A 21,446-nucleotide genomic window follows, 5' to 3' on the forward strand; every position below is an offset into this window, starting at 1 on the left:
GAAGGGACGGACATGCTCTACGATATCAGCCTGAAGATCACCTATGACTATGAAGTACCGGTTTCCGGCGGGCGCCATCTCGTGCGCGTGATGCCGGCGACGCTCCCCGGTCGCCAACGGCTCATCGTCGGTTCGCTGAGCTGCCAGCCAATGCCGGCCGAGCGCGCCGAAAGCGTCGACTTCTTCGCCAACCCGTTCACCTCGATCCTGTTTCGGTCCTCTCACGACGACCTGACGATCCGCATGCAAGCGCGGGTACAAGTAGAGCCGCAGCCCTTGACCGCGGACTTTTCGCCTGACCTCGCCGGCCTGCCGGCCGAGCTCTCCGCTTGCTGGTCCGTCGACGCCGAAGCACCGCACCACTTCACGGGACCAAGCCCGCTCCTGCCGGAAGCACCTGACATTGCCGCCTATGCGCGGGCAATCGTCACGGACACCATGACGGTCCGACAGATCGCCGCAGCACTTTGCGAGCGCATCCACCACGATTTCACCTATGACGGCGAGGCCACGACGGTGAACACGACACCGGGCGAGGCGTTCAAACTGAAGCGCGGCGTCTGCCAGGATTTCGCCCATGTAATGATCGTGGCGCTGCGAAGCCTCGGCATCCCCGCCGGCTATGTCAGCGGCTTCCTGCGGACAATCCCTCCACCCGGCAAGGAACGCCTCGAGGGTGCCGACGCCATGCACGCCTGGGTGCGGATCTGGTGCGGTACCACAGGCGGCTGGCTCGAACTCGACCCGACCAACAATATTCCGGCAGGAACCGACCATATCGTCGTCGGTCACGGGCGCGACTATGGCGACGTTGCGCCCGTCATCGGGGTCCTGAAGAGCTATGGCAGCCAGACGACGAAACAGGCCGTTGACGTCATTCCCGTGCCCTGACCCGAATTGACACACCGCAATTCTCGTTTTCATACACGGCATATGCCGCGGAACCCGCTGTAAGCACTGGTTTTCCTGCATTCCGTTAAAATTGCAGCGATCGCCGGAACGAAATCGTAAGCCATCGACGCTATTGATGCCCGCAAGCTTGCAACGTGTTCCTCTGGGGTGTGCAAAGATGGGAAGACGATACACTGTAGGCCGGTCCTTCGTAGCGATGCTCAAGGACCGGGGTGGCAATTTCGGCATTATGGCCGCACTCGCAGCGCCATTGATATTGGCAGCCGGCGGCGTCGCCATAGATATGGCCGGCATGATGACGGCCAAGAACCAAATGCAGGATGCAGCGGATGCCGCAGCGCTTGCGGCGGCCTCTTCTCTGGTTGCGAAGGATCCACCGACGATTGCGAAAGCAAAGGAAATAGCTGCGGCCTTCCTCAAGAACCAGTCGGGCGGCACCGCCGTCGACGTTCCTGGCGGGCAGGATCCAGGCGGCACGGGATCGCTGGCCAAAACCGCTTCGGCGGAAGCGTCGACGGCCGGCCAGCCGGTCATCGAGATCATTGAAAACAGCAATGGCCCTACCGGTAAGGCCTACAACGTCACGGTCCTGAACAAGCAGACGTTCCAGTTCAACGCGATGACACGCCTGCTCGGGAAGACATCAATCAACATCGAAACCCGTGCCACCGCCGAAAGCGCGACAGAGAGCAAGAATGCGCTCTCGATGTATCTGGTGCTCGACCGCTCCGGCTCCATGGCCTGGAAGACCAATACCAAGGACACGACCAAGACGTCGTGCCCGAACTACACGGAATCGAACTGGAGCAAGTATCCGAACCTGAAGGCAAGCAACCCCTGCTATGTGACGAAGATCGACGCGCTGAAAAGCGCTGTCGGCGATTTGGTCAAGCAGCTGAACACCGCCGACCCGAACACTCTGTATGTCCGCACGGCGGCCGTCTCCTACAATTCCGCGCAGGACACGGCAGGGAACCTCGCATGGGGTACAACGGGCACCTCGACTTATGTGAACGCCCTTGTCGCAACAGGTGGCACGGCATCGGGCAACGCGTTCAAGACAGCCTACAACCGCGTTGCCGCGACGACCGAGGATGACGCCCACAAGGCTAAGAACGGCCAGGTTCCCACAAAGTACATCGTCTTCATGACCGACGGCGACAACAACAACACGAGCGACGACACGACAACCCTGACGTGGTGCGACACCGCACGAAAGAACAAAGTTCAGGTCTATACCGTCGCATTCATGGCGCCGGATCGCGGCAAGGCGTTGCTCAAGGCCTGCGCTACGACCGAAGCGAATTACTTCCAGGCGGAAGAAGCCGCCGATCTGATCGCAGCCTTCAAGGCGATCGGTGAAAAAGCCTCGGCCATGGCTACGCGCCTGACGAAATAAAACACCAAAACTGTGCCCTTCTTGCCGCCCGGTCCTGCCGGGCGGCATTTGCTTTCGGTATCGCCGGCCTGCTCCACCAACGACTTCCCACCGTTTGAGACAGTTCTAATCCATTTAAAAACATCTGTTGCAAGCGCTTCGGATCGATGCATAAATTGCCTTTATCCCCGGTCGGGTCCGGCCTGCGACCTCCCAACGCAAAAGGGTAAAGACAGTTTCATGATGAACAGGCTCTCCACCAACGACGTGCCGCAGCCCGCCCTGAGGTCGTCCGAACCCGGCCAGCTCGCCGTCGAAATCCTCGAACGCCTGAAGTATCGCATCGGCAAGGATCCGAAGGTTGCCAAGCCGCACGACTGGCTGACGGCCGCGATCCTGGTCGCCCGCGACCGCATCACCGACAAGTGGATGGATTCCACCCGCAAGACCTATGCGACCGGTGCCAAGCGCGTTTACTACCTCTCGCTCGAATTTCTCATCGGCCGGCTGATGCGCGACGCCATGACCAATATCGGCCTGATGGACGAGATGCGTGATGCGCTCGCTTCGCTCGGTGTCGATATCGATGTCGTTGCCGAACTCGAGCCGGATGCGGCGCTCGGCAATGGCGGTCTTGGCCGTCTCGCCGCCTGTTTCATGGAATCGATGGCGACCGTCGACGTGCCCGCCTATGGCTACGGCATCCGCTACATGCACGGCCTCTTCCGCCAGCAGATGGCCGATGGCTGGCAGGTGGAGTTGCCGGAAACCTGGCTTGCCCACGGCAATCCCTGGGAGTTCGAGCGGCGCGAAAGCTCCTACGAAATCGGCTTCGGCGGGGTGGTCGAAACCGCCAATGTCGATGAGGAAATCCAACGTTTCGTCTGGAAGCCGGCCGAACGCGTCATCGCCACAGCCTTCGATACGCCCGCCGTCGGCTGGCGGGCAAAACGCGTCAACACGCTTCGCCTCTGGACGGCGCAGCCGATCGACCCGATCCTGCTTGCCGCCTTCAACGCCGGCGACCACATCGGCGCGCTGCGGGAGAGCAACAAGGCGGAAAGCCTGACCCGCGTTCTCTACCCCGCCGACGCGACGCCTGCCGGCCAGGAACTGCGGCTGCGCCAGGAATATTTCTTCTCCTCCGCCTCTCTGCAGGACATCCTGCGCCGGCATCTGCAGCAATATCCGGACTTCACCTCGCTGCCGGACGCCGTCGCCATTCAGTTGAACGACACCCACCCGGCCATCTCCGTTGCCGAACTGGTGCGCCTCCTGACGGATCTGCACGGCCTCGATTTCGAGCAGGCCTGGGACATCACCCGCCGCACGATCTCCTACACCAACCACACGCTTCTGCCGGAGGCGCTCGAAAGCTGGCCGGTGCCGCTCATCGAGCGGCTGCTGCCGCGCCACATGCAGATCGTCTACGCGATCAACGCCAAGATCCTCATCGAGGCTCGCCGGCAGAAGGGCGCAACGGACGACGAGATCCGCAACATCTCGCTGATCGACGAGAGCGGCGAACGTCGCGTGCGCATGGGCAACCTTGCCTTCGTCGGTTCGCATTCGATCAATGGCGTTTCGGCACTGCATACGGAGCTGATGAAGGAAACGGTCTTTGCCAACCTGCACAGGCTTTATCCCGATCGCATCAACAACAAGACCAACGGCATCACCCCGCGCCGCTGGCTGATGCAGTGCAATCCCGGTCTTTTCGGCCTGATCCGCGACGCGATCGGCGACGAGTTCATGGACAATACCGAGGCGCTGCAGGCACTCGATGCCTTTGCGGACAAGGCGGATTTCCAGGAGCATTTCGCCGCCGTCAAGCGCGCCAACAAGGTCCGCCTCGCCCAGCTCGTTCAGAGCCGGCTCGGCATCAGGCTCGATCCGTCGGCGATGTTCGACATCCAGATCAAGCGCATCCACGAATACAAGCGCCAGCTTCTGAATATCATCGAGGCGGTGGCGCTCTACGACCAGATCCGCTCGCATCCGGAACTCGATTGGGTCCCGCGCGTCAAGCTCTTCGCCGGCAAGGCGGCGCCCAGCTATCACAATGCCAAGCTGATCATCAAACTCGCCAACGACGTCGCCCGCGTCGTCAACAACGACCCGGCAGTGCGCGGCCTCTTGAAGATCGTCTTCGTGCCGAACTACAACGTCTCGCTCGCCGAGATCATGGTTCCGTCCGCCGACCTCTCCGAGCAGATCTCGACCGCCGGCATGGAAGCGTCTGGCACCGGCAACATGAAGTTCGCGCTGAACGGCGCCTTGACGATCGGCACGCTTGACGGCGCGAACGTCGAGATGCGCGACTGGATCGGCGAGGAAAACATCAAGATCTTCGGCATGACCGCCGAAGAGGTGACGAAGGCCCGCGCCGAGGGCCACAATCCGCGCGCCATCATCGAAGGATCGCGCGAGCTGTCGCAGGCACTGCAGGCGATCGCCTCGGGCGTCTTCTCGCCGGACGACCGCAACCGCTTCTCCGGTCTTATCGACGGCATCTACAATCACGACTGGTTCATGGTTGCGGCCGATTTCGAGGCCTATGCCAAGGCGCAGCGCGAGATCGACCAGCTCTGGACGACACCGTCCGACTGGTATGCGCAAGCGATCCGCAACACCGCACGGATGGGCTGGTTCTCATCCGATCGCACCATCCGGCAATATGCCGGGGAAATCTGGAGAGCTGGATGACGCCTTCGGCCGGCAAGGACCCGGAACCCGCAGCTTCAGGTCTGCTGTCAGCGCCGGATATCGCGGCCATTCTTTCGGGCACGCACGAAGACCCCTTCGCGGTCCTCGGCGTGCACCCCGCCGGCAAGGCCGTCCTTGCCCGCTGCTTCATCCCCGATGCCGAGACCGTGACGGTGGAAACGCTCGCCGGCAAGGAACTCGGCACGCTCGAGCGACGTGACGACGCCGGCTTCTTCGAAGGGTCCGTGTCGCTGAAGAAACCCCAGCCGGTGCGCTACCGCGCCCGCAATGAGGGCGGCGAATGGATCGTCGTCGATCCCTATAGCTTCGGTCCGGTGCTCGGCCCGATGGACGACTACTACATCCGCGAAGGTTCGCACCTCCGGCTCTTCGACAAGATGGGCGCGCACCCGATCCACCACGACGGTGCCGACGGCTACCACTTCGCCGTCTGGGCACCCAATGCCAAGCGCGTTTCCGTCGTCGGCCAGTTCAACGACTGGGACGGCCGGCGACACGTCATGCGGCTGCGCACCGACACCGGCATCTGGGAAATCTTCATTCCCGGCGTCGAAGGCGGCCTCGCCTATAAATACGAGATCCTCGATCGCAACGGTACGCGGCTGCCGTTGAAAGCCGATCCTTTTGCCCGGCGCTCCGAGCTTCGCCCCAACACCGCTTCCGTGACGACGCCGGAGATTGCGCAAACCTGGGACGACGAGGCACATCGCAAGCATTGGGCAACGGTCGATGCCCGTCGCCAGCCGATCTCGATCTACGAGGTCCATGCCGGCTCCTGGCAGCGCCGCGACAATGGCGAAATGCTCTCCTGGGACGAACTGGCGGACCGGCTGATCCCCTATTGCGTCGACATGGGCTTCACCCATATCGAGTTCCTGCCGATCTCCGAGTTTCCCTTCGATCCGTCCTGGGGCTACCAGACGACAGGGCTCTATGCGCCCACCGCCCGCTTCGGCGAGCCGGAAGGCTTCGCGCGTTTCGTCAACGGCTGCCACAAGGTCGGCATCGGCGTCATCCTCGACTGGGTGCCGGCGCATTTCCCGACCGACGAGCACGGTTTGCGCTGGTTCGACGGCACGGCACTTTACGAACACGAAGATCCACGCCAAGGCTTTCACCCGGACTGGAACACCGCAATCTACAATTTCGGCCGCCAGGAAGTCCTGTCGTTCCTCGTCAACAACGCGCTTTATTGGGCAGAGAAGTTCCATGTCGACGGCCTGCGCGTCGACGCGGTCGCCTCGATGCTCTACCTCGACTACTCGCGCAAGCACGGCGAGTGGGTGCCGAACGAGTATGGCGGCAACGAGAACCTCGAGGCGGTTCGCTTCCTGCAGACGCTGAACACGGAAATCTACGGATCCCATAAGGGCATCCTGACGATCGCCGAGGAATCGACCTCCTGGCCGAATGTATCGCATCCGGTCCATGCCGGGGGTCTCGGCTTCGGCTTCAAGTGGAACATGGGCTTCATGCACGACACGCTGCAATATCTGTCGCGCGAGCCGGTGCACCGCAAGTTCCACCACAACGACCTGACCTTCGGCCTGCTCTACGCCTTCAGCGAAAACTTCGTTTTGCCGCTGTCCCATGACGAAGTCGTGCACGGCAAGGGATCGCTGATCGCCAAGATGGCCGGCGACGACTGGCAGAAGTTTGCCAATCTCAGGGCCTATTACGCCTTCATGTGGGGCTATCCCGGCAAGAAGCTCCTGTTCATGGGACAGGAATTCGCGCAATGGCGCGAATGGTCCGAGGAGCGCGCGCTCGACTGGAACCTGCTCGAATATCACCTGCACGAGGGCATGCGGCGCCTCGTGCGTGACCTCAACGGCACCTACCGCGCCAAGCCCGCCCTTCATGCCCGCGATTGCGAAGGCGACGGCTTTGAGTGGCTGCTTGCCGACGACCGCGACAATTCGGTCTTTGCCTGGCTGCGCAAGGCGCCCGGTGAAAAACTCGTCGCCGTCATCACCAATTTCACGCCCGTGTACCGGGAGAGCTACGCCATCCCGCTGCCGGTTGAAGGTCGCTGGAAGGAGATCCTCAACTCTGACGCGGAAATCTACGGAGGGAGCGGCAAGGGCAACGGCGGCGCCGTCTATGCCGGGAAGAGCACCACGGGAGCAATCATGGCCAACATCACGCTGCCGCCGCTGGCGACACTGATGCTGGAGCAGGAGTAAACTTCATCCGGTCCGCCAGTCGAAATCGGCAGGCGGAACGAGATTGTAAAATTCGAGGGCCGCAAGGCGTCGCCAAAAGCCGCCGTGACGACCCCGGAAGTCAATGATTGGGGAGGACAAATGGTGGAAAAGCGTTCGCAACCTCTGGCACGTGATGCCATGGCCTATGTTCTCGCTGGCGGTCGCGGCAGTCGTCTGAAAGAACTGACGGACCGACGGGCGAAGCCGGCGGTCTATTTCGGCGGCAAGGCCCGCATCATCGACTTCGCGCTATCGAATGCGCTGAACTCCGGTATCCGCCGCATCGGCGTCGCCACCCAATACAAGGCGCATTCCCTGATCCGACACCTGCAGCGCGGCTGGAACTTCTTCCGCCCCGAGCGAAACGAAAGCTTCGACATCCTGCCCGCCAGCCAGCGCGTTTCCGAGACGCAATGGTACGAAGGCACTGCCGACGCCGTCTATCAGAACATCGACATCATCGAGGACCACGGCGTCGAGTACATGGTGATCCTCGCCGGCGACCATATTTACAAGATGGACTACGAATTGATGCTGCAGCAGCACGTCGATTCCGGTGCCGACGTCACCATCGGCTGCCTCGAAGTGCCACGCATGGAAGCGACCGGCTTCGGCGTCATGCATGTCGACGACAAGGATCGCATCATCGCCTTCGTCGAGAAGCCGGCCGATCCGCCCGGCATTCCCGGCAATCCCGACATGGCGCTTGCCTCCATGGGCATCTATGTTTTCCACACGAAGTTCCTGATGGATCTTCTGCGCCGCGACGCCGCCGATCCGAAATCGAGCCGCGACTTCGGCAAGGACATCATTCCCTACATCGTCGACAACGGCAAAGCCGTCGCCCACCGCTTTGCGCAGTCCTGCGTGCGCTCCGATTTCGAGCGCGAGGCCTATTGGCGCGACGTCGGCACAATCGATGCCTATTGGCAGGCCAATATCGACCTGACCCACGTGACGCCCGAGCTCGACATCTACGACAGCACCTGGCCGATCTGGACTTTTGCCGAGATCAAGCCGCCGGCGAAATTCGTGCATGACGACGAGAACCGTCGCGGCTCGGCAACGTCGTCGCTCATATCAGGCGACTGCATCATCTCGGGCGCCGCTCTCAACCGCAGCCTGTTATTCACAGGCGTCAGAGTAAATTCATATTCCCGTCTGGAGAATGCCGTAGTTCTTCCCGATGTGAAGATCGGTCGCCATGCGCTCTTGAGCAACGTGGTCATCGACAGCCGTGTCGTGATCCCGGAGGGGCTCGTTGTCGGTGACGATCCGGAGCTCGATGCCAAGCGTTTCCGGCGTTCGGAGAACGGCGTCTGCCTGATCACGCAAACGATGATCGACAAGCTGGGAATGTAGGCACTCCATGAACGTCCTGTCCGTTGCGTCCGAAGTCTATCCGCTGATCAAGACCGGGGGGCTCGCCGATGTCGTCGGCGCGCTCCCGGCAGCGCTTGTGCCGCACGGCGTCAAGACCCGCACCCTGGTGCCCGGCTATCCTGCCGTGCTGCAGAAGCTGAAGAAGAAAAAGAAGGTCGGCAGTTTCGACAATCTGTTCGGCAATCCGGCAACAATTCTCGCCGCCGAGGTCGACGGGCTCGACCTTTTGGTCCTCGACCAGGCCGCACTCTATGCGCGCGACGGCGGCCCTTACGTCGATGCGACTGGCCGCGACTATGTCGACAACTTCCGCCGCTTCGCAGCACTCTCGCTTGCGGCCGCCGAGATCGCCGGCGGCGATGTCGTTTCCGGCTGGAAGCCCGATATCGTCCACGCTCATGACTGGCAGACGGCTTTGACGCCGGTCTACATGCATTTCGGCTCTGCTGCCGCGACACCGACGGTCATGACCATCCACAACATCGCCTTCCAGGGCCAGTTCGGCGCCTCAGTCTTCCCCGAGCTTGCGCTGCCGCCGGAAGCCTTCTCGATGCAGTTCGTCGAATACTACGGCGATGTCGGCTTCCTGAAGGGCGGTCTGCAGACCGCAAACGCGGTCACCACGGTCAGCCCGTCCTATGCACAGGAGATCCTGACGCCGGAATTCGGCATGGGCCTCGAAGGCCTGTTGAAGAGCCGCGTCGCCGATCTCTCGGGCATCGTCAACGGCATCGACGCCGATATCTGGGATCCGCAGACCGACCCGCACATCGCCCAGCATTTCAGCGCGACGACCTTGAAGCAGCGCGCCGGCAACCGCCGGGCGCTCGAAGAACGCTTCGGCCTCGAAAAGGGCAACGGTCCGATCTTCTGCGTCGTCAGCCGGCTCACCTGGCAGAAAGGCATGGACCTCGTCGCCGAGGTCGCGGACGAAATCGTCGCTATGGGTGGCAAGCTCGTCGTGCTCGGTTCTGGCGATGCGGCGCTCGAAGGCGCGCTGCTGGCCGCCGCCTCCCGCCATCGTGGCCATATCGGCATGGTCACCGGCTACAACGAGCCGCTGTCGCACCTGATGCAGGCGGGGTCCGACGCGATCCTCATCCCGTCGCGATTTGAGCCCTGCGGGCTGACCCAACTCTATGGCCTGCGCTACGGTTGCGTGCCGGTTGTCGCCCGGACCGGCGGGCTTGCCGATACTATCATCGACGCGAACGAGGCCGGGCTTGCGGCCAAGGTCGCCACCGGCTTCCAGTTCACGCCAGTGAATGCTGACGGGCTGCGTCTTGCGATCCGGCGCGTACTGCGTGCATACAGCGAACCCAAGGTCTGGGCGAAAATTCAGACCCAGGGCATGAAATCGGACGTTTCCTGGGCCACAAGTGCCGATCGTTACGTCTCTCTATATTCCGGTCTTCTCGGGAAAGGTTAAGTCAGCATGATAAGAACGGTTACCACAACCCCCTATGGCGACCAGAAGCCTGGCACGTCGGGGCTGCGCAAGAAGGTCCCGGTCTTCCAGCAGAAGAACTATGCCGAGAACTTCATCCAGTCGATCTTCGATTCGCTCGAGGGCTTTCAGGGCGAAACACTGGTGATCGGCGGCGACGGCCGCTACTACAACCGCGAAGTCATCCAGATCGCCATCAAGATGGCGGCGGCGAACGGCTTCGGCCGCGTACTCGTCGGCCGTGGCGGCATTCTGTCGACGCCGGCCGCCTCCAACGTCATCCGCAAATACAAGGCCTTTGGCGGTATTGTGCTCTCGGCCAGCCACAATCCCGGCGGCCCAACGGAAGATTTCGGCATCAAGTACAATATCGGCAATGGCGGTCCGGCACCGGAAAAGGTCACCGACGCGATCTATGCCCGCAGCAAGGTGATCGACAGCTACAAGATCTCGGATGTCGCCGACATCAACCTCGATGCCGAAGGCACCCAGGAGATCGACGGCATGACGGTGACCGTCATCGATCCGGTGGCCGACTACGCCGAGCTGATGGAAAGCCTGTTCGACTTCGCAGCCATCCGCAAGCTGATCTCGGGCGGCTTCCGCGTCGTCTTCGACGCCATGAGCGCCGTCACCGGGCCTTACGCCAAGGAGATCATCGAGAAACGCTTGGGCGCACCCAAGGGCTCGGTGATGAACTTCATTCCGCTGCCGGACTTCGGCGGCCACCACCCGGACCCGAACCTGGTGCACGCCCGCGCGCTCTACGAGACGATGATGGCGCCCGACGCGCCGGATTTCGGCGCCGCCTCCGACGGTGACGGCGACCGCAACCTCGTCATCGGCCGCGGCATCTTTATCACGCCCTCCGACAGCCTCGCGATGCTTGCCGCCAACGCGCATCTGGCGCCCGGCTACGCCAAGGGCCTTGCCGGCATTGCCCGTTCGATGCCGACCAGCGGCGCGGCCGACCGCGTCGCCGAGAAGCTCGGCATCGGCATCTACGAGACGCCGACCGGCTGGAAGTTCTTCGGCAACCTGCTCGACGAGGGCATGGCGACGATCTGCGGCGAGGAAAGCGCCGGCACCGGCTCAAACCATGTGCGCGAAAAGGACGGCCTCTGGGCCGTCTTGCTCTGGCTCAACATTCTCGCCGTGCGCAAGGAAAGTGCCCTCGACATCGCTCAGAAGCACTGGGCGACCTACGGCCGCAACTACTACTCGCGCCACGACTACGAGGAAGTGGATAGCGACGCCGCCAACGGCCTGATCGCCAACCTGCGCGACCAGCTTGCCACGCTTCCCGGCATGTCCTTCGGCGCGCTCAAGGTGGCGACATCAGACGACTTCGCCTACAACGACCCAGTCGATCATTCCATCAGCAAGAACCAGGGCATCCGCATCCTGTTCGAGGGCGGCTCGCGCGTCGTCTTCCGCCTGTCAGGCACCGGCACCTCGGGCGCGACTTTGCGCGTCTACATCGAGCGCTTCGAGCCCGATGCGGCGCGCCACGACATCGAAACGCAGACAGCGCTTGCCGATCTCATCGCCGTTGCCGACGAGATCGCCGGCATCAAGACCCGCACCGGCCGCACCGAGCCGAGCGTCATCACCTGAGATACTGGGCCGCTTTATGCGGCCCTTTTTCTGTCGACCGAACACCCCCTTTGCCCGGAAGGGCAGAGGGGGTGTTCGGGCACATCTGGAACAAGAGGGCCGCCTTCATGCCGACCACCGGAAATCCACCCCTCGGCGCCACCGTCACGCCTGAGGGCACAGTGTTTTCCGTCTGGTCGCGCAACGCCGCGCGCATCGATCTCTGCCTGTTCGACAAGACCGGCTCCAGGCAATTGCGGCAGCTACCGATGGTCCGCAACGGCGACCTGCACAGCCTGACGGTTGTCGATGCGCCGAAGGGCACGCGCTACGGCCTTCGTGCCGACGGCGTCTACTCACCCGACCACGGCCTCTGGTTCGACCCTTCCAAGCTCCTTGTCGATCCCTACGCCATCGAACTCGACCGGCCTTTCCAGCATGATCCGCGCCTGACGATCTTTGGCGAAGACACAGCTGATCTGGTGCCAAAAGCCATTGTCACCGAGGCGAAGATCGTCAAGCCGAAGGCGCCACTCTTCCGTGCTGGCGGCCTTATCTACGAGATCGCCGTCAAGCCCTTCACCATCCTCCATCCGGATATCCCGGAAGCCAAGCGTGGCACCGTGGCGGCACTGGCCGAGCCCGTCATCATCGAGCATCTCAAGCGCTTGGACGTCTCGGCCGTCGAACTGATGCCGATCGTCGCCTGGATCGACGAACGCCACCTGCCGCCCCTCGGTCTCAGGAACGGCTGGGGCTACAATCCGATCGCGCCGATGGCGCTCGACCCGCGGCTGGTGCCGGGCGGCATCAAGGAACTGCGCAAGACGGTCGAGGCGCTGCGCAAGGCCGGCATCGGCGTCATCCTCGATCTCGTCTTCAACCATTCCGGCGAAAGCGACCGCTTCGGCACCACGTTGTCGATGCGCGGCCTCGACAACCTGACCTATTATCGTCATGTCACCGATCGCCCAGGCGAACTCATCAACGACACCGGCTGCGGCAATACCATTGCCTGCGACCACCCGGTGGTCGAAGCGCTGATCCTCGACAGCCTGCGCCATTTCGTGCATGCCGCCGGTGTCGACGGCTTCCGCTTCGACCTCGCCTCGATCCTCGGCCGCGACATGGGTGGTTTCCATCGCGAGGCGCGGCTCTTCCAGGCGATCTCGGCCGATCCGCTGCTTGCCGACCGCGTGCTGATCGCCGAACCCTGGGACATCGGCCCGGGCGGCTACCAACTCGGCAACTTCCCCTCCCCCTTCCTTGAATGGAACGACCGCGCGCGCGACGACATCCGCATCTACTGGCGCGGCGACCGCCACGCGATCGGCGCTCTGGCGACGGCGCTCGCCGGCTCGTCGGGCAGTTTTGCCCGCTGGGGCGAGAGCGGGACACGCACCGTCAACTTCATCGCCGCCCATGACGGCTTCACGCTCGCCGACATCGTCTCCTACGCCGGCAAGCACAACGAGGCGAACGGCGAAGAGAACCGCGACGGCCACAACGAGAACCACTCCTGGAACAACGGCGCGGAAGGCGCCACCGGAGATCCGGAAATCCTGACGGCCCGACGTCATGACGTGATGGCGCTGCTCGGCACGCTGTTTTCCTCCCGCGGGACGATCATGCTGACCGCCGGCGACGAAGGCGGGCGCAGCCAGCACGGCAACAACAACGCCTATTGTCAGGACAACGCCATTACCTGGCTCGACTGGACCGCGATGGACGACGATATCGTCGCCCACACTGCCGCCCTGTCAGCAATGCGCGGCCGTTTCAGCGTTTTCGATGAGACCGCGTTCCTGACCGGAAACGGCGATGTCGATTGGCGGCGGCTGGACGGACAGCCCATGGCCGTCGGCGACTGGGAGCATCCGGCGACGGACAATCTGATGATGGTGCTCGCCACCCATGACCGCACGCAGAAGCGGGCGACGCGCCTTGCCGTCGTCATCAACCGCAGCCACGCGCCCCACCCCGTCAGGCTCCCCGACAGCATCGACGGAAAGTGGCAGAACGTGCTCGCAAGACCTGCCATTCCGGACCATGTCGCGCCGCGGTCCGTCACCTTCCTTGTCGAAGTTTTCTAAAGCTTTTCCACCGCTTGCAGGTTGCACCGGGCGGGCCTATAGATCGTTCGGGGGGCTTGTTTCGGGGCGTTTACATGCTGCAGGACATATCACTTTCTGAGATCAAGGTACTGGTCGGCAAGGAGGTCGGCGTTTCCGACTGGATCACGGTCACTCAGGAAACGATCGACAAGTTCGCCGAAGCGACCAGCGACTACCAGTATATCCACGTCGATCCGGTCCGCGCCGCCGCCGAAACACCCTTTGGCGGCACGATTGCGCACGGGTTCCTGTCGCTCTCGCTGCTTTCGGCCATGAACTACAATTGCCTGCCGAAGATCCGCGAACAGACCATGGGCATCAACTACGGCTTCGAAAAAGTGCGCTTCATCGCTCCGGTGAAGAGCGGCGCCAAGGTGCGCGGCCACTTCGTGATGGCCGATGCGCGCTTCCGCGGCGCCAGCATGCTGATGATCACCTACGACGTCAGCGTCGAAATCGAGGGCGAGCGCAAGCCGGCGCTGACGGCCACCTGGCAGACGATCATCCAGTTCGATCCGAAGGATCGCCCCGCCGACGCTTGAGGCGGCATGGCCCACGCGTCCTGCCAGCACAATGAGAGCGGACAATTTTCAGACGGTCTGAGAAAGCCGGGAAGCGCTTGCAGGCACTTCCCGGCTCTTCTATTCAATGCCCCGCGTCGGCAGCACCTTCGGACAGCAGACCGAAGACGAAGGGCGAGAACGACCGCCAGCACTCGACCCGGAACTGGTCCTCACCGGTGCGGAGGAGAATGATCTCCGCCTTGCCGAAGATGGTGCGCGAGCAGGCGCCGACAGGGAAGATCTGCAGCGACAGATCCTGCGGGCAGCCGCTGTTAACAGCCACGTCCGCGCCCGCACCGCTGACGATGACGGCAACGTTGCGATGCGAAATGTCGACCGCCGAATGTAGTGTCCCGCTCGAAGCAGCCGCCGCCATCAGGTCGGCTTCGCCTTCATCGAACACCAGCCACTCGTCCGGCCCGATCCACAGGGCATGACGCTGGCCTGATGAGGCCGAGGTCTTCGGCCGCGTCGGCAGGGTGACGCCGAGCGCTGCCGAGAGCGCCGGCAGTGCATCGGCACCGGCGCGCAACGAGATGCGTGTCGCCGCCGGTGCCGGCGTCAGGATCGCTTCGGCCGAGCCGCCGCGCGAGGTGAGCGCCGCCTTGCGGCTTGCAATTGCCTGATCAACCATGGAGGCGACCCCCTTCCTTGTCAAAGAACACCATGTCGCTCACCTCGACGGCGATCGTGCGATCGGCCATCGGCACGTAGAGTGTCTGGCCGAGGCGCTCGCGCCCGCCGGCAACCATCGCCAGCGCGATCGAACGACCGCAGTTTTCCGACCAGTAGGACGACGTCACATGGCCAAGCATGGTCATCGGCTTCGGCTGGTTCGGATCGGCCACGATCTGCGCGCCCTCCTCCAGCACCACCTTCGGATCCTTGGTGAGCAGGCCGACGAGCTGTTTGCGGCCATCCTTGACGAGATCCGGGCGCTTGAGGCCGCGGATACCGACGAAGTCGGGCTTCTTCTTCGACACCGCCCAGGAGAGGCCGGCATCGTCGGGCGTCAGCGTACCGTCGGTATCCTGGCCGACGATGATGTAACCCTTCTCGGCGCGCAGCACGTGCATGGTTTCCGTGCCGTAGGCGCAGGCGCCCATTGGCTCGGCCCGCGCCCAGATCGCTTCCCAGACCGCCTGGCCGTAATCGGCCGGAACGTTGACTTCGAAGCCGAGCTCGCCAGTGAACGACATGCGGAAAAGCCGGGTCGGGACGCCGCAGATCTTGCCTTCCGCAACGCTCATATGCGGGAAGGCCTCGTTGGAAAGGTCGATGCCTTCAACCAGCGGCGCGATGATCTCGCGTGCCTTCGGCCCCTGGACGGCGATGACGGCCCACTGTTCCGTCGTCGAGGTCAGCCACACCTTCAGATGCGGGAACTCGGTCTGCAGATAGTCTTCCATGTGGTTCATGACGCGCGGCGCACCGCCGGTCGTCGTCGTTACGTGGAAGCGGTCCTCGGCAAGCCTGCCGACCACGCCGTCGTCATAGACGAAGCCGTCGTCGCGCAGCATGATGCCGTAGCGGCAGCGGCCCGGCTTCAGGTTGTCCCAGGCATTGGTGTACATGAGATTGAGGAACTGCGCCGCATCCGGGCCGACGACCTCGATCTTGCCGAGCGTCGAGGCGTCGAAGACACCGGCGACGTCACGCACCGTCTTGCACTCGCGCGCGACCGCCTCGTGCATGTCTTCGCCGGCGCGCGGATAGAACCAGGCGCGCTTCCAGTTGCCAACGTCTTCGAACTCGGCGCCATGCGCCTCCTCCCAGGCATGCATGGGCGTCTTGCGCGCCGGATCGAAGAGGGCGCCGCGCGAATGGTTGACGATCGCGCCGAAGGTTATCGGCGTATAGGGCTGGCGGAAGGTGGTGAGGCCCACCTGAGGGATGTCCTTGCCAAGCGCTTCGGCGGCGATCGCCAGACCGTGCATGTTGGACAGCTTGCCCTGGTCGGACGCCATGCCGTTGGTGGTGAAGCGCTTGATATGCTCGATCGAGTGCATGCCTTCGCGCACCGCCAGGCGGATGTCCTTGGCGCAAACGTCGTGCTGGAAGTCGATGAAGGCCTTGACCGTCGTGTCGGGGCCAGCCCCTTCCGCAGCGCCGATCATGCCGCCGGTCCAGCCGAAGCGATTTTCACCAGAAAGCGCCACCTGCGCCCCGCCTTCGGCACCGGCCGCACGGGCGGTCAGTTCGCCGGCGGCAAGCGCCTCGTCGATCGTTGCCTGAAGATCGTCGGTGCCGTTGCAGGCGCCGATCGACAGGCAATCCTGCAGATAGGTGCCGGGCAGGAAGCGCTGCGTTGCCGCATCGAACTTCACCTTGCCGCGCGACTGCGAGAAGAGGTGCACCGACGGCGTCCAGCCGGCCGAGACCAGCAGCGCGTCGACGGCGATCTTGCGGGCCGAACCGCCACCGTTGCGGGCAACGCTGATCGAGTTCACGCGCAGCTTGCCGCCGGCCTTGATCACCGAATGCCCGGTCAGCACTTCGATGCCGAGACGGCGTGCCTCGGCGAGAACCGCCTCGCCGGGATTCTCGCGGCAATCGACGATGGCCGCCACGGTAACACCGGCGCGCTTCAGGTCGAAGGCGGCTTCATAGGCGGAGTCATGGGCGGTGTAGACGCCCACCTTCGAGCCGACGGCGACGCCGAAATGGTTGAGATAGGTGCGGCCGGCCGAAGCGAGCATGATGCCCGGCCGGTCGTTGTTGGCAAACACCATGTGCCGTTCGATCTGGCCGTTGGCGAGGATCACTTTCTTGGCGCGCACCTGCCACAGCCGCTCGCGCGGCAGCGACTTGTCGAGCGCCGCCAGATGATCGGTCACCCGTTCGACCAGGCCGACGAAATTGTGGTTGTAGTAGCCGAACCCGGTGGTGCGGGTCAAAAGCGTGACGTTGTCCATGGCGGCAAGCGCCTTGGCAGTCTCCTGCGCCCAGTCCCAGCCGTCCTTGCCGTCGATCGTCGTGCCGCTTTCATAGCGCAGCGCACCGCCCACTTCCGGCTGTTCGTCGCAGATGATTACCTTGGCGCCCGCCTTGGCGGCGGCAAGTGCTGCCGAAAGTCCGGCAACCCCGGCACCGATGACGAGCACGTCGCAATGGGCGTAGCGGCTCGCATAGTGATCCGGATCGGCTTCCGTCGGGGCGACGCCGAGACCGGCCGCGCGGCGGATGAAGGGTTCATAGATCGCGTGCCAGGCGGCCTTCGGCCACATGAAGGTCTTGTAGTAGAAGCCGGCGGCGAAGAACGGCGACATCAGATCGTTGAGACCGCCGGCGTCGAAGGCGAGCGACGGCCAGCGGTTCTGCGATTCCACCTTCATGCCGTCGAAGACTTCCTGCACCGTGGCGCGCACGTTCGGCTGCCGTCGGGCGGCATCACGCGAGACATCGAGCAGCGCGTTCGGCTCTTCCGCACCGGCCGACAGAATGCCGCGCGGGCGGTGATACTTGAACGAACGGCCGACAAGGTGAATGCCGTTGGCAAGCAACGCCGAGGCGACCGTATCGCCCTCGAGCGCCGTCAGCGTGCGGCCGTCGAAGGTGAAGCGTGCGGTGCGCGCCGGTGTCAGGCGGCCCACGCCTGGAATGCGATTGGCCCCCATCATTTCGCAGCTCCCTTATCCTGCTCGCTCTGAAGAATGGCGGCGATGTCAGGCTTCGGCTCGCCAGCCTTGTAAGTGGTGTAGAAGCGGTCGCTGACCGTGTCGCGCGCGGCGTTGAAGAAACGGCCGCAGCCATGGATATGGCGCCAACGCTCGAAGATCAGACCCTTCGGGTTCTGACGCAGGAAGAAATATTCCTCGAATTCCTCGTCGGTGATGTCGGCGATGTTGGTCGGACGGGCGATATGGGCGTCGCCGGCGCCGCGGAATTCGAGCTCGGAGCGCTCTTCTTCGCAATAGGGGCAGTAGATCAGAAGCATCTCGAAATCCTCAGTGCGCAACGGCAGCGGCAGCCGCCTCGTCGATGAGCCGGCCGGTGCGGAAGCGCTCCAGCGTCAGGCCCGCGGCGAGACGATGCGGCTCGCCCTTGGCGATCAGATGGGCGAAGAGATTGGCCGAGCCCGGCGTCGCCTTGAAGCCGCCCGTACCCCAGCCGGCATTCAGGAACAGGCCCGGAACCGGCGTGACCCCCTGGATCGGCGAGCGGTCCTGGGTGACGTCGACGATGCCGCCCCACTGCCGCATCATCTTGACGCGGCGGAACATCGGAAAGAGCTCGCAGATCGCGTCCAGCGTATGGGTGATGATCTGCAGGCCGCCGGTCTGCGAATAGGAATTGTACTGGTCGGTGCCGGCGCCGATGACGAACTCGCCCTTGTCGGACTGCGAGATGTAGGCATGCACCGAGTTCGACATGACGACGCAGGGGAAGATCGGCTTCAGCGGCTCGGAGACCAGCGCCTGCAGCGGCTGGCTCTGCAGCGGCACACGCACGTCGGCCATCTGCATCAGCACCGAGGAATGGCCGGCGGCGGAGACGCCGACCTTCTTGGCGCCGATGTAACCGCGGTTGGTGTCGACGCCGACGACCCGGCCGGTCTCGTCACGGCGGATGCCGGTCACTTCGCAGTTCTGGATGATGTGCACGCCGCGGTCAGAGGCGGCGCGTGCGTAACCCCAGGCAACCGCATCGTGGCGGGCCGTGCCGCCGCGGCGCTGAAGGGCCGCGCCGTTGATCGGGTAACGCGCCGTCTTGGCGATATCGAGCGGCGGACAATAGGCCTTGGCCTGTTCCGGCGTCAGCCATTCATTGTCGATGCCGTAGAGGCGGTTGGCATTGATATGGCGCTTGAACGACTGCTGGTCGTGGATGTTGTGCGACAGCATCATGACGCCGCGCGGCGAATACATGACGTTGTAGTTCAGATCCTGCGACAGGTTTTCCCAGAGCTTCAGCGAATGCTCGTAGATGTCCATGCTCTCTTCATAGAGATAGTTGGACCGGATGATCGTGGTGTTGCGACCGGTATTGCCGCCGCCGATCCAACCCTTTTCGAGCACCGCGACATTGGTGATGCCGTGCTCCTTGGCGAGGTAATAGGCCGCACCGAGGCCATGGCCACCACCGCCGATGATGATCGCATCATACTCTTTGCGCGGCTCCGGCGACGCCCATTGCGGCGCCCACCCCTTGTGGCCGCGCAACGCCTCGCGCGCCACGGCGAAAACTGAATATTTGCGCATCGGCCTCACTCCATGAACCCCGTTCTCATTGGCGTTAGAGATCGCAAATCCGACGCCCGCGCAACGTTTCTTTTGCGACGCAATTGCGTGGACTTGCGCGCAGTTGCGACATGGTCGCCGATCGGCTACTGCCGGGGCGGGAACAGGTGCCGCCCCGCATCCCAGGATTTTTCAGCGCTTCCTCATGTCGTCGCTGGACTTTCGCCTGATGATCTGGTATCCGCTCCTCTAATCGTAAAGCTTCCAGCTTAGCGAATGTCATTCTTTTGCCTCCGGCACCTGACGGAGTCACAAACAACTCGAACCAAAGGAACGGGATTTCACGTGCAGGTACTTGTCCGCGATAACAATGTCGATCAGGCGCTCCGCGCTCTCAAGAAGAAGATGCAGCGCGAAGGCATTTTCCGCGAAATGAAGATGCGCGATTTCTATGAAAAGCCGTCCCAGAAGCGCGCCCGCGAAAAGGCTGAAGCCGTTCGCCGCGTCCGCAAGCTGGCACGCAAGCGTGCACAGCGCGAAGGCCTCCTGGCCCGCTGATTTGTCGTTTTTTCGACGCTTTCCGATGTAAGTCGTGGCGGGGGCGAAATATCGCCACCGCCTTTTTTTGGTATGGACATCTTTTCCGCCGACAGGCTAGCGTGATCGACGCTGCCGGTGACGGATGGCCGGCCGGAGCGTTTAACCGGGCGGCTTGCCGAGGCACGATGAAGCCCGGCTGCGGAGCCCGCGGGGAGTTTCAGCGGCTCTACTGCATAGTTCCTTAAATCGGGTTCGATTTAAGGGCAGAATTATGCAGAAACTCAACGTGTTACAGCGACCTTGGCGCGTCATGAAGACACGCGGCGCTGTAGGAACGGAAGCCGATAGCTTTCGAGACCTTGTCGATTTGAGGGATCAACCTTTGACACTTGCTGCCATGACTGCGGACGTCTCCGGTTTTACTGTCCATGAGGCGTCTCGCCGCCACCAGCGCAAGCCGAGGCTTGCCGCCATGCTGCTCCTTGGTTCGGCCCTTCTTCTCGCAGGCTGCACGACCGACGGCCCGGACTCGATGACCAACAAGGTCGAGCGCGAACAGGGCTCGCAGGAAAATATCGCCTCGCTCTCGAGCGTCATCGCCTCCAACCCGAGCGATCCCGAAGGCTACAATGTCCGCGGCTCATCCTATGGCCGCGCCGGCGAATACCGCCGGGCCATTGCCGATTTCGACCAGGCGATCCAGCTGAACCCACGCTTCTACCAGGCCTATGCCAACCGGGCGCTGGTTCACCGCAACATGGGCAACACCCAGGCCGCACTTGCCGACTACAACATGGCGCTGCAGCTCAACGCCAACTACGACGTCGCCTATATCGGCCGCGGCAACCTCTATCGCCAGGCCGGCCAGCTCGATTCCGCCTTCAACGATTTCAACAAGGCGATCCAGCTCGACACGACCGATCCCCGCGCCTATCACAATCGCGGCCTGATCTACCAGGCACGCAACCAGCACGGTCAGGCGATCGAAGACTTCTCGACCGCGATCTCGCTGTCGCCGAGCTCGCCGGAGCCCTACAACGGCCGCGGCATTTCCTATGTCGCCCAGGGCGACGACGACAACGCCTTCTCGGATTTCAACACCGCGATCAATCTCAACGGCAAGGTCGCCGAATCCTGGGCCAACCAGGCGCTGATCTACGAGCGCAAGGGCGACAAGGCCAAGGCATCGAAGTCCTATTCGCACGCATTGCAGCTCGACCCGAAATACGAGCCGGCGCGCGCCGGCCTTGCCCGCGTCAAGGCATCGTAAGTCCTTCCCCGAGCATGTTCCTCGAAACGCCCGCGACAGTTCGCGGGCGTTTTCGTTTGTGCCGCTTGCCACCCTGCCCTCTCCGCCAAGGCGGAACCTTCCCGGCCATCGTTCGTTTGCCAAAGGCGT

15 protein-coding genes are annotated in these 21,446 nt (G+C 63.0%); 11 read left to right on the forward strand and 4 right to left on the reverse strand.

What is annotated here, in order from left to right:
- The first annotated feature begins 12 nt into the window (after positions 1-12).
- From AC3WWH_RS15430 to AC3WWH_RS15470, 9 genes are all read left to right on the forward strand, one after another.
- Entirely contained in the window at positions 13-891 is an 879-nt protein-coding gene (locus tag AC3WWH_RS15430; RefSeq protein WP_058325245.1) for a transglutaminase family protein, read from the forward strand.
- Between the two features lie 178 nt (positions 892-1,069).
- Positions 1,070-2,311 carry a vWA domain-containing protein gene (locus AC3WWH_RS15435; RefSeq protein WP_057254600.1) on the forward strand — a complete coding sequence of 414 codons (1,242 nt, stop codon included), beginning with the start codon at positions 1,070-1,072 and terminating at the stop codon, positions 2,309-2,311.
- A 219-nt stretch (positions 2,312-2,530) separates the two neighbouring features.
- Positions 2,531-4,996 carry a glycogen/starch/alpha-glucan phosphorylase gene (locus AC3WWH_RS15440; protein ID WP_093233534.1) on the forward strand — a complete coding sequence of 822 codons (2,466 nt, stop codon included), beginning with the start codon at positions 2,531-2,533 and terminating at the stop codon, positions 4,994-4,996.
- A complete protein-coding gene (glgB, locus tag AC3WWH_RS15445) occupies positions 4,993-7,203 on the forward strand; it encodes a 1,4-alpha-glucan branching protein GlgB (protein WP_058325246.1) in 2,211 nt (736 codons plus the stop codon). The genes AC3WWH_RS15440 and glgB overlap by 4 nt, the downstream gene beginning before the upstream one ends.
- Before the next feature lie 120 nt (positions 7,204-7,323).
- On the forward strand, positions 7,324-8,586 hold the full coding sequence (glgC, locus tag AC3WWH_RS15450) for a glucose-1-phosphate adenylyltransferase (protein WP_057254598.1): 1,263 nt from the start codon (positions 7,324-7,326) through the stop codon (positions 8,584-8,586).
- Positions 8,587-8,593: 7 nt separating this feature from the next.
- Positions 8,594-10,036: a glycogen synthase GlgA gene (glgA, locus tag AC3WWH_RS15455; protein ID WP_058325247.1), complete on the forward strand. Its 1,443-nt coding sequence runs from the start codon at positions 8,594-8,596 to the stop codon at positions 10,034-10,036.
- 6 nt (positions 10,037-10,042) lie between these two features.
- Positions 10,043-11,671: an alpha-D-glucose phosphate-specific phosphoglucomutase gene (locus AC3WWH_RS15460; protein WP_058325248.1), complete on the forward strand. Its 1,629-nt coding sequence runs from the start codon at positions 10,043-10,045 to the stop codon at positions 11,669-11,671.
- 107 nt (positions 11,672-11,778) lie between these two features.
- Entirely contained in the window at positions 11,779-13,743 is a 1,965-nt protein-coding gene (gene glgX / locus AC3WWH_RS15465; RefSeq protein WP_058325322.1) for a glycogen debranching protein GlgX, read from the forward strand.
- Positions 13,744-13,817: 74 nt separating this feature from the next.
- Positions 13,818-14,306, forward strand: coding sequence for a MaoC family dehydratase (locus AC3WWH_RS15470; RefSeq protein WP_057254595.1), 489 nt, complete (start codon positions 13,818-13,820; stop codon positions 14,304-14,306).
- Positions 14,307-14,409: 103 nt separating this feature from the next.
- On the opposite strand, the gene soxG is transcribed toward AC3WWH_RS15470, so the two are convergent.
- The 4 genes from soxG to AC3WWH_RS15490 are packed head-to-tail and all read right to left on the reverse strand — an operon-like array spanning position 14,410 to position 19,528.
- Entirely contained in the window at positions 14,410-14,961 is a 552-nt protein-coding gene (gene soxG, locus AC3WWH_RS15475; RefSeq protein WP_058325249.1) for a sarcosine oxidase subunit gamma family protein, read from the reverse strand.
- The gene (locus AC3WWH_RS15480; protein WP_058325250.1) at positions 14,954-17,947 is read right to left on the reverse strand and encodes a sarcosine oxidase subunit alpha; all 2,994 of its coding nucleotides are present in this window, start codon (positions 17,945-17,947) and stop codon (positions 14,954-14,956) included. Before AC3WWH_RS15480 ends, soxG begins: the two co-directional genes overlap by 8 nt.
- Complete coding sequence (locus tag AC3WWH_RS15485; protein ID WP_057254592.1) at positions 17,944-18,264, reverse strand: sarcosine oxidase subunit delta; 321 nt, start codon at positions 18,262-18,264, stop codon at positions 17,944-17,946. Before AC3WWH_RS15485 ends, AC3WWH_RS15480 begins: the two co-directional genes overlap by 4 nt.
- Before the next feature lie 10 nt (positions 18,265-18,274).
- Positions 18,275-19,528, reverse strand: coding sequence for a sarcosine oxidase subunit beta family protein (locus tag AC3WWH_RS15490; RefSeq protein WP_058326848.1), 1,254 nt, complete (start codon positions 19,526-19,528; stop codon positions 18,275-18,277).
- Positions 19,529-19,852: 324 nt separating this feature from the next.
- On the opposite strand from AC3WWH_RS15490, the gene rpsU reads away from it, so the two are divergent.
- Together rpsU and AC3WWH_RS15500 are read left to right on the forward strand one after the other, a co-directional pair.
- Positions 19,853-20,065, forward strand: a complete 213-nt coding sequence (rpsU, locus tag AC3WWH_RS15495) for a 30S ribosomal protein S21 (protein ID WP_012709405.1) — start codon at positions 19,853-19,855, stop codon at positions 20,063-20,065.
- 364 nt (positions 20,066-20,429) lie between these two features.
- Positions 20,430-21,317, forward strand: coding sequence for a tetratricopeptide repeat protein (locus tag AC3WWH_RS15500; protein WP_057254590.1), 888 nt, complete (start codon positions 20,430-20,432; stop codon positions 21,315-21,317).
- Positions 21,318-21,446 lie beyond the last annotated feature (129 nt).

The organism is Ensifer sp. EB106-03-01-XG145 (genome assembly GCF_058792075.1).